General features: G+C 31.9%; 13 protein-coding genes and 1 pseudogene. All 14 read left to right on the top strand.

Annotated features, from left to right (window positions below):
- Window positions 1-325: 325 nt before the first annotated feature.
- The 14 genes and pseudogenes from ACE3PD_RS01820 (at window position 326) to ACE3PD_RS01755 (ending at window position 14759) form a co-directional block, all read left to right on the top strand.
- Window positions 326-805, top strand: a complete 480-nt coding sequence (locus tag ACE3PD_RS01820) for a hypothetical protein (protein WP_374398976.1) — start codon at window positions 326-328, stop codon at window positions 803-805.
- A 101-nt stretch (window positions 806-906) separates the two neighbouring features.
- Entirely contained in the window at window positions 907-1194 is a 288-nt protein-coding gene (locus ACE3PD_RS01815) for a DUF6660 family protein (protein ID WP_374398973.1), read from the top strand.
- Window positions 1195-1289: 95 nt separating this feature from the next.
- Window positions 1290-5639, top strand: a complete 4350-nt coding sequence (locus ACE3PD_RS01810) for a CusA/CzcA family heavy metal efflux RND transporter (protein WP_374398971.1) — start codon at window positions 1290-1292, stop codon at window positions 5637-5639.
- An 11-nt stretch (window positions 5640-5650) separates the two neighbouring features.
- Window positions 5651-6940, top strand: a complete 1290-nt coding sequence (locus ACE3PD_RS01805) for an efflux RND transporter periplasmic adaptor subunit (RefSeq protein ID WP_374398969.1) — start codon at window positions 5651-5653, stop codon at window positions 6938-6940.
- 30 nt (window positions 6941-6970) lie between these two features.
- Entirely contained in the window at window positions 6971-7300 is a 330-nt protein-coding gene (locus tag ACE3PD_RS01800) for a heavy metal-binding domain-containing protein (protein ID WP_374398966.1), read from the top strand.
- Window positions 7301-7314: 14 nt separating this feature from the next.
- A pseudogene (locus ACE3PD_RS01795) lies at window positions 7315-7653 on the top strand (MerC domain-containing protein); the annotation flags it as partial.
- A gap of 51 nt (window positions 7654-7704) precedes the next feature.
- On the top strand, window positions 7705-7923 hold the full coding sequence (locus ACE3PD_RS01790; protein ID WP_026704812.1) for a GDCCVxC domain-containing (seleno)protein: 219 nt from the start codon (window positions 7705-7707) through the stop codon (window positions 7921-7923).
- 31 nt (window positions 7924-7954) lie between these two features.
- Entirely contained in the window at window positions 7955-8311 is a 357-nt protein-coding gene (locus ACE3PD_RS01785; protein ID WP_374398964.1) for a hypothetical protein, read from the top strand.
- Window positions 8312-8364: 53 nt separating this feature from the next.
- Complete coding sequence (locus ACE3PD_RS01780; protein ID WP_374398963.1) at window positions 8365-9234, top strand: bestrophin family protein; 870 nt, start codon at window positions 8365-8367, stop codon at window positions 9232-9234.
- Between the two features lie 54 nt (window positions 9235-9288).
- Window positions 9289-9696: an STAS/SEC14 domain-containing protein gene (locus ACE3PD_RS01775; RefSeq protein ID WP_374398961.1), complete on the top strand. Its 408-nt coding sequence runs from the start codon at window positions 9289-9291 to the stop codon at window positions 9694-9696.
- A 43-nt stretch (window positions 9697-9739) separates the two neighbouring features.
- Window positions 9740-11137 carry a dihydrolipoyl dehydrogenase gene (lpdA, locus tag ACE3PD_RS01770; RefSeq protein WP_374398959.1) on the top strand — a complete coding sequence of 466 codons (1398 nt, stop codon included), beginning with the start codon at window positions 9740-9742 and terminating at the stop codon, window positions 11135-11137.
- 30 nt (window positions 11138-11167) lie between these two features.
- On the top strand, window positions 11168-11635 hold the full coding sequence (locus ACE3PD_RS01765; RefSeq protein ID WP_374398957.1) for an MgtC/SapB family protein: 468 nt from the start codon (window positions 11168-11170) through the stop codon (window positions 11633-11635).
- A gap of 14 nt (window positions 11636-11649) precedes the next feature.
- Window positions 11650-12549 carry a cation diffusion facilitator family transporter gene (locus ACE3PD_RS01760; protein ID WP_374398955.1) on the top strand — a complete coding sequence of 300 codons (900 nt, stop codon included), beginning with the start codon at window positions 11650-11652 and terminating at the stop codon, window positions 12547-12549.
- A gap of 218 nt (window positions 12550-12767) precedes the next feature.
- Window positions 12768-14759: a heavy metal translocating P-type ATPase gene (locus ACE3PD_RS01755; RefSeq protein WP_374398953.1), complete on the top strand. Its 1992-nt coding sequence runs from the start codon at window positions 12768-12770 to the stop codon at window positions 14757-14759.
- Window positions 14760-15279 lie beyond the last annotated feature (520 nt).

Below are 15279 nucleotides of genomic sequence, written 5' to 3'. Positions count from 1 at the left end.
GGTGTAACCAAATTTCCACACAAACATTTTGAGTTTTTTTACTTTTCAAATTTTCTAGCAACTTCAGCACAATCAAAAGCAAATCAATAAAGGACTAAGTGTAGTTTGCACCCAATTCCTCAAATAAATCCGTTTTTTTTATTTCTGAAAAAATAAAAATCTTTTACACGTTTTTTCCCTACACCCTACACCCTGCATAATTTTGCACTATTTTTCTTCTTTTTTAGTAAGAATACGGATTTCCTCATTTTTCTTTCCATTGGATTTTTGTATGTTTGTAGACCATACTATTTTATTTATTAGTATCAACTGATAGCAAGCTAATATGAATAAGAAATTACTCTCAGAAGCCGACATAAAGGAAAAGTTCATAACACCTGCATTAATTAAATCTGGTTGGGATGAACATACACAAATTATCAGAGAGTATTCAATTACTACTGAATTTGCTTGGATAAATGTTGATGTGCCTAGTACATATTCACAACAATTTGGAAGTAAACAACAAGGTGGTTTTATAGATATCGTTCAGCCAATTTTAAATCGTACAATGTTAGGTTGGGAAAAGGCAACATTAAATGTAGCTTGTAGATTAGAATATGTAGATTGGAATGTAGGTAAATTTAACGAAACAGGTGGTAATATAGGTGAAGATTTATGGAGTGTGGTTTCTGCTATTAGTTTTAGACCAAATAGTCAAACAGTTATTCGTTTAAATTATAGACTACAGAAACAAACAGACATTTTTGGAAATCCACCATCAATTACGGATGGATATAGCTTAGGTATTTCTACTTATTTTTAAAAAAAAATCACATAATTTGTAATTGTTTTTTTTTTATATAAAAAAATATTACTTTTACAACAATGAAATTATTAAACATCATATTATCAATATATATAATTATGCTTACTGCCTATCCTTGTGCAGATAAGCATAATGATGTTACTACTATTTCATCAAGTTCACAAGCTCACTCACAACACAATCATTCGCATGATGAAGAAACAGATTTATGTTCTCCATTTTGTGATTGCAATTGTTGTGGTCAACAAACATTAACCTTTTTTGAAGTTCAATCTTTTCAATTCTTAGTTCGATTTCAAGAAATAAAAACTTCCATTTCTTTTTATAAATCAACTTCGTTTTCAAATTTCTACGGAAGCATTTGGAAACCACCTCAAATAGTATAATGAAGCCCGAGTAATTTCGGGTTAATAAGTTGTGTCTTTTAAGCAACTAAAAAAAATAACAGTTCTCTGTTTATTAATTCATTACACAAAATAAAATGTTAGATAAAATCATTCATTTTAGTATCAATAATAAATTTATTATTGGTCTTTTTACTCTCGTATTAGTCATTGTAGGCAGTTATTCGTTATATAATTTGCCAATAGATGCTTTACCAGACATTACAAATAATCAAGTACAGATAATTACAAGTTCACCTACTTTAGCAACTCAAGAAGTAGAGCAGTTTATAACATATCCAATAGAGCAATCAGTTAAATCAATTCCTAATGTTGTGGAGCTTCGTTCCATAAGTCGTTTTGGTCTAAGTGTGGTTACCGTTGTTTTTGAAGAAGATGTCGATATTTATTGGGCAAGAGCACAAATAACAGAACGTATTAAAGAAGCAGAAAATACCATACCAAAAGGTGTTGGAACTCCTGAAATGGCTCCAGTAAGTACAGGTTTAGGCGAAATATACCAATATGTAGTATATCCCAAAAAAGGGTACGAAGAAAAATACAACGCTACTGATTTAAGAACCATTCAAGATTGGATAATAAAGCCCCAATTAATTGGTACAAAAGGTGTAGCTGAAGTAAATACTTTAGGTGGAAACTTAAAACAATATGAAATAGCTGTGGTTCCAGACAAGCTAAGAAGTATGAATACAACCATCACTGAAATATTTGAAGCATTAGAAAATAATAATGAAAATACAGGTGGTGCATACATAGATAAAAAACCTTATGCTTATTTTATTAGAGGTGTCGGAATGGTTAGCAGCATCGACGATATAAATAAAATAGTGGTTAAAAATCAAAACGGAATACCTATTCTTATTCGTGATGTAGCCAATGTTCAAATAGGTAGTAGTATCAGATATGGAGCAGTAACCAAAGACGGAAATGGCGAAGAAGTTTCGGGAATGGTTATGATGCTTAAAGGTGAGAACAGTGGTGAAGTAGTTAAGGTGGTTAAAGACAAAATGGAACAAATCAAAAAATCACTGCCGGAAGGGGTAGAAATTGAGGCGTTTATGGACAGAACCGTTTTAGTAAACAAAGCTATAAGTACAGTTCAAACTAATTTAATTGAAGGAGCATTAATAGTTATTTTCATTTTAGTATTACTTCTTGGTAATTGGAGAGCAGGTTTAGTGGTTGCTTCGGTTATTCCATTAGCTTTATTATTTGCCATTTCTATGATGAAACTTTTTGGAGTTAGTGGTAATTTAATGAGTTTAGGTGCTATCGATTTTGGGCTAATTGTAGATGGTGCGGTTATCATTGTAGAAGCGATAATACACCGACTCCAAGTTAGTAATAAAGGCAAACTCACCACTCAAGAAATGAATGACGAAGTATATCAAGCATCATCAAAAATTAGAAGTAGTGCGGCTTTTGGAGAAATAATAATCTTAATTGTTTATCTTCCTATCTTAGCTTTAGTAGGTATCGAAGGAAAAATGTTTGGTCCAATGGCACAAACGGTTTCTTTTGCCATATTAGGAGCATTTATATTGTCTTTAACGTACGTCCCTATGATGTCTGCTTTGGCATTAAAAAAAGAAACAGGACACAAAAAGAATTTTAGTGATAAAATAATTGAGGCAATTTACAATTTCTATTCACCCATTTTAGAAAAAGCATTACGAGTTAAAGCTGCAATTATTGGAGTAGCTATTACATTGTTTATAGGTTCGATATTTTTATTTAATTCATTAGGTGGTGAGTTCATTCCCACACTTGATGAAGGTGATATTGCAACACATTTAATCATCGCATCGGGTAGTTCTTTATCACAAGAAATAGAAGCTACCACAAAAGCAGAACAAATTTTAAGAGCAAAATTTCCCGAAATTAAAATGATTGTAACTAAAATTGGTTCTGCAGAAATACCTACTGATCCAATGCCTATTGAAGCTGGAGATATGATTATTCTCTTAAAGGATAAAAGCGAATGGACTTCCGCAGAAACAAAAGAGGAACTAATGGAAAAAATGGAACATGCTTTGTCAGATATTCCAGGTGCGTTTACTGAGTTTTCCCAACCTATTCAAATGCGTTTTAATGAGTTAATGACAGGTGTAAGAAGTGATGTAGCAGTTAAGATTTTTGGTGAAGATATTGATATGTTAGTGAGCAAGGGTGAAGAAGTAGTTCAGCTAATCAATGGCATTGAAGGTGTGTCTGATGTGAAAGCTGAACGAGTTGCTGGATTGCCACAAATAACTATTCGATATAACAAAGACAAATTAGCACTTTACGGATTAAAAATTGGCGACTTAAACAAAGTTGTCAGAATGGGATTTGCAGGAGAAACAGCAGGTGTTGTTTATGAAGGTGAAAAACGCTTCGATTTAGTGGTTAGATTAGATAATGATAGTAGAAAAGATATTGAAAACTTAAAAGCTTTATTTGTAACCTTACCATCGGGTAATCAAATTCCATTAGAACAAATTGCCGATGTAAAATATGAAGATGGTCCAATGCAAATTTCTCGTGAAAATGGAAAACGTAGAATCGTAGTAGGTTTTAATGTACGTGGTGCAGATGTGAAAACAGTTGTAGAAACGATTCAAGCTAAATTAGACGAAAAACTTAAATTGCCTGAAGGATATTACACTACTTATGGAGGTCAATTTGAAAATCTTATCGAGGCTAACAAACGACTTTCTGTTGCCGTTCCAGTAGCATTAGGTTTAATTTTAGTATTGCTTTATTTTACTTTTAAATCAATCAAACAATCTCTATTAATATTTACTGCTATTCCATTATCTGCAATTGGCGGTATTATTGCCCTTTGGTTACGAGATATGCCATTTAGTATTTCGGCAGGTGTTGGATTTATTGCTCTTTTCGGTGTAGCTGTACTGAATGGTATTGTTTTAATTGGATATTTTAATGAACTTAAAAAACAAGGTATGGACAATGTGTATGACAGAATAAAAGAAGGTACTAAAGTAAGATTAAGACCTGTTATATTAACTGCTGCCGTTGCTTCACTTGGATTTTTACCAATGGCAATTAGTAGTAGTGCTGGTGCTGAAGTTCAAAAACCATTAGCAACTGTTGTTATAGGTGGATTAATAACAGCTACTTTACTTACTTTAATTGTCCTTCCAATTCTGTATTTATATTTTGAGAAAGGCATAAAAATTAAAAGAAAAACTATGAATAATTCGGCTTTAGTAATTACCTTTTTGTTTGGGATATTTGGAGCAAATGCACAAGAAACTCAAAAGCTTGATTTAAAACAAGCACTTGAAATGGGTTTGAAAAACAATCAAAGTATTCAAGCTTCAGAATTAGAAGTAAAAATGCAAACACAGTTGCAAAAAACAGCATTTGAGCTTCCTAAAACGGAATTGTCAGGAACATTTGGACAAATAAACTCACAAGCTCAAGATAAAAATTTTGGTATTAGTCAAAGTTTTAATCCATTTCAAATAAGTGCTAAAAGAAGTTTACTTAAAGAGTATAGTAATGCAAGTGCAACTAAATTAGGAGTTGCAAAACAAGAAATAACTTATTCTATTAGACAATCTTGGAATACATTGTTGTTTTATGAAAAACAAAATGCAGTTTTAGAAAAGCAAAATGCTGTGATGCAAAAATTTGTAAAGTCAGCCAATCTGAAATTTCAAACAGGTGAAACAAATGCTTTAGAAAAAACAATTGCATTGGCGAAACAACAAGAATTAGAGCAAAAAATAAAGCAAAATAAAACACAAATCGCCATTGAAAAATCAAAACTAAAAGCAATTTTAGATTTAAAAACAGAATTTATCGCAACGGACACTTCATTTGTGCCGTATCCCGCTATGGCGAAAGTTGATAGTTCAATGGTAAAACAAAACCCAATTGTTCAATTAGCAGATCAACAAGTTAAAATTGCAAAAGCCAATCATAAAGTAGAAAAATCAGCATTGTCTCCAGATTTTTCAATAGGTTATTTTTTGCAATCTATAACAGGTATTCAAGATGTAAGCGGAACACCAACATATTATAATAGCACACCTCAATTTCAAGGTGTTGTAGTTGGTTTGTCTGTTCCAATATTTGCAGGAAGTAGTATCGCTAGAGCAAAATCTGCAAAAACAAATATTGAACGAGAACAGAAAAATGCCGATTATATAAATCAGCAATTTAAAAGCCATTTAGAACAACAATCTGAGCAATTAGTCACGTATGCTTCTTTAATAGATTATTATAAAAATACAGCGATGCCAAACGCTAATTTAATAATTAAAAATGCAACAAAAGCATATCAAAATGGTGATATTTCTTATGTAGAATATGTTCAAAGTTTAGAAACAGCAAGTCAAATTCAATTAAATTATAGCGAAGCGATTTATAATTACAATCAAACTATAATTACAATTCAATACAGTATCAATCAATAATAAAAAGTAAAATGAAAAAATCGAATATAATATATGCATCAATAGTAGGAGCAATAATCCTTGCTATTATTTTATATTTTTCTTTGCGTCATACTGAAGGCGATGGACACGTACATACAGATGGTGAAGCTCATACAGAAGAAAGTCACTCTGAAGAAAAAGAGCCAACAGCAATTAAAGAAGTTGAATTAAATGAAGCTCAGTTTAATGCATCAAGTATAGAATTAGGTACTTTTTCAGATAAAAATTTAAGTGAAGTAATTAAGGCTAACGGCTATACGAAGTTGCCACCACAAAATCAAGCGGATGTATCTGTTTTTACTACAGGAATTGTAAAAACAATAAATGTAATCGAAGGACAAAGAGTAAGTAAAGGACAAACTATTGCTACAATTGAAAGTCCTGAATTTACTAAAATTCAAGAAGCATATCTAACTTCAAAAAGTAATTTAGAGTTTCTAAAATTAGAGTTTGAAAGACAAAAAACATTAAGTGATGAAGAAGTAAATTCTAGAAAAGTTTTTCAAAAAACCAAATCAGATTATGAAATTGAAAGAGCTAGATTTAATTCATTACAAAAGCAATTGAATACTTTACACATTAGTGGTAATGGAAACACTACGGCAACTGTTCCAGTTGTTGCTCCAATTTCAGGAAATATTACAGAAATTTATATTAAAATTGGTAGTAATGTAGAAGCAGGTAAACCCTTAATGAATATAGTCGATAATTCTAAATTACACGTAGATTTATTAGTATACGAAAAAGATTTATTCAAAGTAAAACAAGGTCAAAATGTTCGTTTTATCTTAACTAATCAAGGTAATACGGAAATTAATGGAAAAATATTTAGTGTTGGTAAATCATTCGAAAACGAAACAAAATCAGTAGCTGTACACGCTGATATTTCAAACTTTCAACAAAAATTAATTCCAGGAATGTATGTAAATGCTCTTATTGATGCAGGAGCAAATACAGTGAAAGCTTTACCTTCAGAAGCAATTATAAAAGCAGATGGTAAAGAATTTATTTTTGTCTTGGAAGAAGGTCACAAAGAAGAAGTAGCTCACGATGAAAAAGACGGACATAATCACGAAGATGGAGACAAGCACGAAGAAGTAGAAGGAAAAACATTCCACTTCCAACGTATTGAAGTAAAAACAGGAACTTCACAATTAGGATATACACAAGTTACCTTACTTCAAAAAATTGAACCAAACGCAAAAATTGTCTTAAAAGGAGCATACTACATTCAAAGTCATTTACTGAAAAGTGAAGGCGGTGGCGGTCACGCACATTAATAATTAATTTAACTCTAATAAACATAAAAAATGAAGAAATCAATTTTAATAATAGCTTTTGCTATTGCAACATTTAGTACAGTTTCTTGTAACAAAAAAGAAAATACAGAAGCTACAACTGGACACGAAGGACATAATCACAAAGAAGGAGAAGCTCAAAAATTAGCTTACGAATGTCCAATGGATTGTGAAAAAGGTAAAACGTACGACAAAAAAGGAGCTTGTCCAGTTTGTAAAATGAACTTAGTAGAAGTCAAAGCTGATAATCACGACGGACATGACCATTCAAAAGAAAATCACGACGGACATGATCATTCAAAAGAAAGTTCAGAAGAGAGTCATGAAGGGCATGACCACTAATTAGCTTAATTATAATGAAACTAAAAACAAATATAGATAAATTAGGTACAATAGGGCTTTTCATCACAGCCCTATTCTCTCCCTGTTGCTTTCCCTTATTTGCTTTTGGAGCATCCGCACTTGGATTAGGTAGTTTTGAGCTTTTTGGAGGATTGACAATGTGGATTTTTCAAGCGATGGTTTTAGTTTCAATTGGAGGACTTTACATTTCTTATAGGAAACATCTTTGTTTGTATCCTTTATTAATTGCTATTCCGAGTGGAATAATGATTTTTTTCGCTTATTATTTTAGTGAAATGGAAAATCCAACTTATTTAATTTATATTGGAATGTTTGGTCTTCTTATCGCAACAATCGTAAATTATTATCGAAATAAATTGCACAGAAACTGTAAAACTTGCACAATCTATGAAGGAAAGACGGTTGAATTAAAATCAACTTTAACTTGTCCCAATTGTGGACATAAAAAAGAGGAACTAATGCCAACTGATGCTTGTCAATATTTTTATGAATGTGAGAAATGCAAGAAAGTACTCAAACCATTAGAAGGTGATTGTTGTGTTTATTGTAGTTACGGTTCAATAAAATGCCCACCAATTCAAGCAGAGAAAAACTGTTGTTAAATAGAAAATTAAATAAAATAAATTTATAATTATGAAAAATTCAATTTTAAAATCATTAGTCTTAGCTGTATCATTATTTTTCTTTTCAAATTTTGTTTCAGCACAAAAAACTACTCAAAAAGTTGCTATCAAAACTTTTCTTCATTGTGATCATTGCAAAGAATGTGAAACCTGTGGTTTGAAATTCAAAACTGAAATGCTAAAAATAAAAGGGGTGAAAATGTATGAATTAGATGATAAAGCAATGACTTTTACTATTTATTACAATTCAAAGAAAACAACTTTACAAGAAATTAAAGAAGGTATTTCTAAATTAGGTTATGATGCAGATGAAGTTAAAGCAACAGTAGAAGGAATTGCGTCTTTGGATGGATGTTGTAAAGCTTAGCTTTTTATAAATTGTATGATAGTAGTAGAAAATTTCAATCAAAATTTGAATAAATGCTGTTAAATAAGAGAATATCAATTTTCACATTTTTAAAACAAATAAAATTTGATATAACTGCCATTTTAATTTATGCAATAGTAATTGGGATTGCGGATCAATATGGTTTTCTTTCAAAAATAGAAATTCCTATTGGCGTAAATGCCATTATTGGAACAGCATTATCCTTGCTGTTAGCTTTTAGAACGGCGCAGGCATACGAAAGATGGTGGGAAGCAAGAATAATTTGGGGTGCAATTGTAAACGATTCGAGAACTTTAATACGTCAAATTAAGCAATTTTTACCTGAAGAAAATACTAAAATTGTAGAAGAATTTGCTTATCGTCAAATAATTTGGTGTCATGTATTGGGTGAAACATTACGAAAATTAGCTTATTCAAAAAAAGTATATGATTATGTTAAAGAGTATAATTTATCAGAAAAAAACATACCAAATGCAATAATTAATCAACATAGTGAAGCACTATCCAAACTCGATATTGGGGATTTAAAGCAAATACAAATTGACAATACGTTAAGTAGATTGTGTGACGCAATGGGAAAATGTGAGCGAATTAAAAATACCGTTTTTCCAAAATCATATAGTTTACTAGTTCATTTTTTAATTTATGTTTTTGCAACACTTTTACCTTTTGGACTAGATGATAAATATGTTTTAGTAGAAATATTTTTAACAGCTTTGATACCCATAATATTTATAGCTATAGAAAGAACCGCAATCATATTGCAAGATCCTTTCGAAAATGCAACAACCGACATACCCATGACTAATCTTGCTACGACAATAGAAATAAACATTAAAGAGTTGATAGGCGATAAAAAATTACCTATTCAGGAAAAACCAAAATCCTTTTATATCATGTAAGCTAATAATTATTTATTGAATAAAAACGTTTCAAAACTTTAAAATAGTTGAATTATGTTACAACTTTTAGATTTTACAGGAGAGAATATTATAGCTACAAGAGCTGATGATCTTATGGGTATAAAAGATTATGAAAAAATTCATCCATTTATTCATAATATCATAAATAAGGGTAAAAAAGTGCGATGGTATTTTGAAATGGATGATAACTCTGATTCCAATTCTACAGGTTTTTGGGAAGACGGAGTCATTGAAATTAATTATGGCAATATGAAATTTACACACTCAAATGATATAGAAATTATTGCTATTGTGGGCGATAAAAAATGGGAAAAGTGTATGCTTTCAATTATGAAACCATTTACAAAGGCAACTCTTAGGTATTTTGAATTATCAGAAAAAGAAAATGCTAAAGAATGGATTATGTATGAAATCAATTCAAGCAAAACTATAACTAAGTAAAAAATAGTTTTCAATCAAATAATTTTTATTTAAAAATATGACTATGCAATATAATTTGGCAATCATTGGTTCAGGACCTGGCGGATATGTAGCTGCTATTAGAGCTGCACAATTAGGACAAACAGTTGCCTTAATCGAAAAATACAGCACTTTGGGTGGAACATGCCTTAACGTAGGCTGTATACCATCAAAATCATTACTTGATAGTTCCGAGCATTTTTTTAATGCACAGCACACGTTTGCTGAGCATGGCATAAAGACAGGAACGCTTGAAGTAGATTTTACGCAAATGATAACCCGAAAAAATACAGTTATCAAAAAAATAAATGACGGACTTCATTATTTAATGAAAAAAAATAAAATTACAGTTTACAATGGTTTAGGTTCTTTTGTGGATAAAAACACCATCAAAATAACGAAAGCTGATGCTACTGAAGAAAGCATAACTGCTGACAATATTATCATTGCAACTGGTTCAAAACCGACCGTTTTGCCCTTTATTCCTATTGATAAAAAACGAATTATAACTTCGACAGAAGCGTTAAGTTTAAACGAAATTCCAAAAAATCTAATCATTATTGGAGCAGGAGTAATTGGAGTAGAGTTAGGTTCTGTTTTCGCAAGAATTGGTGCTAAAATTACTTTTGTAGAGTTTGCTGATAGTATGATTGCTACGATGGACAAAACTATGGGAAAAGAATTGCAAAAAGCTATGAAAAAGGATTTTTCTGCAAATTTTTACCTCAATCACAAAGTAACCAAAGTAGAAAACTTTGGAAATGAAGTGCTTGTAACCGCCGAAAGTAATGGGCAGACAGTTGAGTTAAAAGGGGATTATTGTTTGGTTTGTATAGGCAGAAAACCATTTACCGACGGATTAAATTTAGAAAGTTTAGGAATTGTTTTAAACAAAGGACAAATTCCAGTTGATGAAAAAACATTGCAAACCAGTATTCCAAATATTTATGCCATTGGCGATGTAATTCGTGGTGCAATGTTAGCCCACAAAGCCTCAGAGGAGGGTGTTTTGGTTGCCGAAATTATTGCTGGACAAAAACCACATATCAATTACAATCTTATTCCAAATGTTATTTACACTTGGCCAGAAGTTGCCTCTGTAGGTCAAACCGAAGAGCAATTAAAAGAAAAAGGAATAAATTACAAATTAGGAAGTTTTCCTTTTAAAGCGCTAGGTAGAGCCATAGCCAGTGGAGACGAAGATGGTTTGGTAAAAGTTTTAGCCGATAAAATAACTGATGAAATACTAGGTGTTCATATTATTGGAGCAAGAGCAGCAGATATGATTTCAGAAGCGGTTTCTGCAATGGAATTTAGAGCATCTTCTGAAGATATTATAAGAACCAGTCATGCACATCCAACTTATACTGAAGCATTTCGTGAAGCGTGTATGGCTACAGACAACAAAGCAATACACATTTAAAAATTAAAATGAATTGATATACAAGAATTTATGGATATAAATGCAGAATTAATTATAGTTTTAAAACTTATAGTTTCCTTTTTGCTGGGCGCTTTTATTGGTTTAGATAGAGAGAAGCATGGTCGTGATGCAGGAATAAGAACCTATGCAGCAGTTTGTATTGGCGCAACCTTGTTTACAGCAATTACTGCTCATTTGGTAAGTAATCCAGCTGATACTTCAAGAGTAATTGCAAATATTGTAACTGGTGTTGGCTTTCTTGGGGCAGGAATTATTTATCGTAATTCTAGTGCAGGAACATCGCATGGCTTAACAACAGCAGCAACAGTTTGGTGCACTTCGGCCGTTGGAGTTGCCGTAGGATTGAATATGTTTATTATAGCAATAATAGGTTCGGTTGCCTTGTACTTTTTACTTTCATTACATCATTTAAATTGGTATATTAAATGGAAAGAAAAAATGATTAAAAAACATGGAGAAAAGCACGATAATGATTAATAAATAGAAAAAAAATGTCAACACAAAATGCAACATCAGCGGGGAATAAGCACAAAAAATCCATCAAGATAGTATTTGCCATAACACTAACCTACTTTGTTATTGAAGTAATTGTAGGTTTTATAACCAATAGCTTAGCCTTACTTTCAGATGCTGCACACATGCTAACCGATGTTGCAGGTCAAGCACTAGCGCTTTTTGCCATTTGGATGGCTTCAAAGTCTAGGAATAGTAAAAAATCATATGGTTATTTAAGAACCGAAATATTTTCTTCTTTAATAAATGCTATTATACTCATATTTATTTCAGGATATATATTGTATGAAGCTTGGCAAAGATTTGAAAATCCACCTGCGGTAGCCGGAGTTCCCATGCTTATTGTCGCTTCAATTGGTTTAATAATCAATTTAATTTCTATGAAAATTTTGCGTGCAGGGTCAAAAGAAAGCATCAATATTAAAGGAGCATTTTTAGAGGTTGTAAGTGATATGTTAAGTTCTATAGCGGTCATTATTGCAGGGATTATTATTTTGGCAACAGGATGGTTACTAATTGATCCAATCATCAGCGCATTAATTGGTTTATTTATTTTGCCAAGAACATTTAGTTTACTGAAAGAATCTATTGATATTCTTTTGGAAGGAGTTCCAAAAGATGTAGATTTTTATGCAATAGAAAAATACATTACCGAAAAATCAGGTATTGATTCAATTCACGATTTACATATTTGGTCACTAACCTCTGGCGTAAATGCGCTAAGTGGACATATTATCATGAGACCAGAAAAAACAATATCAGAAATGAATGACATCATTTTTGAGATAAAAAAAGAATTAAATACAAGTTATAAAATAAATCACACTACCTTAGAAGTTCACTTAAACAAAGAGGATTATCAACCGAATAATATATGATTTAAACCGATTTAATTTTTACAATAGTGACATAAAAATTACATCTATGCAATGGAACATCATAAATAATTTAGAAAACAAACAACTGACTCAATTGTTACACGGCGCATTTCAACTGCTTTCTGTAATAAAATATGGCAATTATACTATATGTAGGTATAGACTATTATATTTGTAGTCTTCATTCAATTTGACAAGAAAATAAAAAAATAGAAAACATGAAACATCAACATAAATACGATGCAAGTGGCAAACAGCTATGTTGCACATTGGAAGAAAAAATAAATAAAAAAACTGAACATCATTCTGATGATGACGGTCATGACCACGACCATTCAAGCGAGGAAAAATCTACCTTTCAAATGTTTTTACCAGCAATAATAAGTTTTGTTTTATTAATGGTTGCTATTGGTTTTGATAACTATTTTGCTCCAACTTGGTTCACAGGTTGGGTACGAATTAGTTGGTATATTATAGCGTATGTTCCTGTGGGTTTACCTGTTGTCAAAGAAGCTTTAGAAAGCATTCGAAAAGGTGATGTGTTTTCAGAATTTTTATTAATGTCAATTGCAACAATTGGAGCATTTGCAATTGCTGAATTTCCAGAAGGAGTTGCTGTTATGTTGTTTTATGCTATTGGTGAAATATTTCAAACATTGGCTGTACAAAGAGCCAAAGCAAATATCAAATCTTTACTTGACCAACGACCAGACGAAGTTACAATTTTAGAAAACAATGTGGCTAAAACTATAAAAGCATCATTAGCAAAAATTGGAGATATTATCCAACTCAAAGCTGGAGAAAAACTAGGTTTAGATGGCGAATTACTTTCTGACACTGCTTCGTTCAATACAGCAGCACTTACAGGAGAAAGCAAACCCGATACCAAAACAAAAGGCGAAACTGTTTTAGCAGGAATGATAAACCTTAATTCTGTTTGTCAAGTTAAAGTTACAACTGCTTATACCGATAGTAAACTGTCAAAAATACTTGAAATGGTGCAAGATGCAACAGCAAAAAAAGCACCAACAGAATTATTCATACGCAAATTTGCAAAAATTTACACACCAATTGTAGTGCTTTTAGCTATCTTAATTTGTGTCGTTCCAATGCTTTTTGTAGCTGATTATCAATTTAGAGATTGGTTATATCGCGCATTAGTTTTCTTGGTTATATCTTGTCCTTGTGCCTTAGTTATTAGTATTCCATTAGGATATTTTGGCGGAATTGGAGCTGCTTCTAAAAACGGAATTCTTTTCAAAGGAAGTAACTTCCTTGATGTTATGGCTTCGGTTCAAAATGTTGTAATGGATAAAACAGGTACAATGACGGAAGGAGTTTTTAAAGTGCAAGAAGTTATTTTTAATTCCGATTTCAACAAAGATGAAATCTTGCAATTGGTAAATGCTTTAGAAAGTCAAAGTACACACCCTGTAGCAACTGCCATTCATCAATTTGTTGGAAATGTTGATAGTACTATAACACTAAAAGATGTAGAAGAAATATCAGGACACGGATTAAAAGCCTATGTAAATGGTAAAGAATTATTAGTGGGTAATTTCAAACTAATGGATAAATTTTCTATTGCTTATGACGTTGACCCGTCGAGTATAGTTTATACTTTAATTGCTGTAGCTTATGATAAAAAGTTTGTAGGTTATTTAACTATTGCTGACAGTATCAAAGAAGATGCACAAATCACAATTGACAAACTAAAAGCACTAGGTATAAAAACCACAATGTTGAGTGGCGATAAAAATACAGTAGTTCAATTTGTAGCTCAAAAACTTGGAATTACAAATGCTTTCGGAGATTTACTTCCAGAAGATAAAGTAAATAAAGTAAAAGAAATCATTGATAAAAACGAAACTGTAGCTTTTGTTGGCGATGGTGTAAATGATGCACCTGTAGTTGCTTTAAGTAACGTAGGTATTGCAATGGGTGGTTTAGGAAGCGATGCAACTATAGAAACCGCAGATGTTGTTATTCAAGATGATAAACCAAGTAAAATTGCAATGGCAATAAACATAGGTAAGAAAACAAAGAAAATTGTGTGGCAAAATATAGGCTTAGCATTTACAGTAAAAGCTGTTGTTCTGATTCTTGGGGCAGGAGGTTTAGCCACTATGTGGGAAGCCGTTTTTGCAGATGTTGGGGTGGCATTATTGGCTATTTTAAATGCTGTTAGAATACAAAGGATGAAGTTTTAAAGTTAATTATATAGTACAAAAAAGATGTTTACTATTTTAAGTAAGCATCTTTTTTTTGTATATATTCATTATCTCATTCAGCTTCACAAAAATCGTTTCTAATCCAAGTATTATTAAATCCATTGATGCCGTTTGCTTTATTTTTCTAATTAATTTATTTTAAAATAAAATAGGAACGCTACCGCTAAAGTCTTTTCGCCCACCCAGTCCAACGCTCCCCGCCGCACAAGTGGTTTTCCCCACCGCCATCAGCACTTGTTTTCCCCATAGTAAGTCAATAAAAAAAGGCTCCCTGTTTTCCCAACCCCTCGCGCACAGTCCGCCTTTTTTTATCCACTTACTGCCCAACTCAAAAAACAAGAACTGAAACCCAACGCGCAAACCACTCCCAAGCTATTATTACATAATAAACCTTATAATTCATTCCCAACACCCCACGCAGTCCCCCTGAAAGTTATAAGGGTTATTATGTAAAATATCCGCGCCCAGCCGCACCCACCCGAAAAAGAATAGGAACGCT

Source organism: Flavobacterium sp. (genome assembly GCF_041911335.1).
Taxonomy (GTDB): domain Bacteria; phylum Bacteroidota; class Bacteroidia; order Flavobacteriales; family Flavobacteriaceae; genus Flavobacterium.
The sequence above is the reverse complement of the archived record's forward strand: the minus strand, read 5'-3'. Positions and strand labels throughout refer to the sequence as shown.

Bases quoted from the DNA above. Each gene is read 5' to 3' on its own strand.
- ACE3PD_RS01820 (WP_374398976.1), top strand. From the start codon at position 326: ATGAATAAGAAATTACTCTCAGAAGCCGACATAAAGGAAAAGTTCATA.
- ACE3PD_RS01815 (WP_374398973.1), top strand. From the start codon at position 907: ATGCTTACTGCCTATCCTTGTGCAGATAAGCATAATGATGTTACTACT.
- ACE3PD_RS01810 (WP_374398971.1), top strand. From the start codon at position 1,290: ATGTTAGATAAAATCATTCATTTTAGTATCAATAATAAATTTATTATT.
- ACE3PD_RS01805 (WP_374398969.1), top strand. From the start codon at position 5,651: ATGAAAAAATCGAATATAATATATGCATCAATAGTAGGAGCAATAATC.
- ACE3PD_RS01800 (WP_374398966.1), top strand. From the start codon at position 6,971: ATGAAGAAATCAATTTTAATAATAGCTTTTGCTATTGCAACATTTAGT.
- ACE3PD_RS01785 (WP_374398964.1), top strand. From the start codon at position 7,955: ATGAAAAATTCAATTTTAAAATCATTAGTCTTAGCTGTATCATTATTT.
- ACE3PD_RS01780 (WP_374398963.1), top strand. From the start codon at position 8,365: ATGCTGTTAAATAAGAGAATATCAATTTTCACATTTTTAAAACAAATA.
- ACE3PD_RS01775 (WP_374398961.1), top strand. From the start codon at position 9,289: ATGTTACAACTTTTAGATTTTACAGGAGAGAATATTATAGCTACAAGA.
- lpdA (WP_374398959.1), top strand. From the start codon at position 9,740: ATGCAATATAATTTGGCAATCATTGGTTCAGGACCTGGCGGATATGTA.
- ACE3PD_RS01765 (WP_374398957.1), top strand. From the start codon at position 11,168: ATGGATATAAATGCAGAATTAATTATAGTTTTAAAACTTATAGTTTCC.
- ACE3PD_RS01760 (WP_374398955.1), top strand. From the start codon at position 11,650: ATGTCAACACAAAATGCAACATCAGCGGGGAATAAGCACAAAAAATCC.
- ACE3PD_RS01755 (WP_374398953.1), top strand. From the start codon at position 12,768: ATGAAACATCAACATAAATACGATGCAAGTGGCAAACAGCTATGTTGC.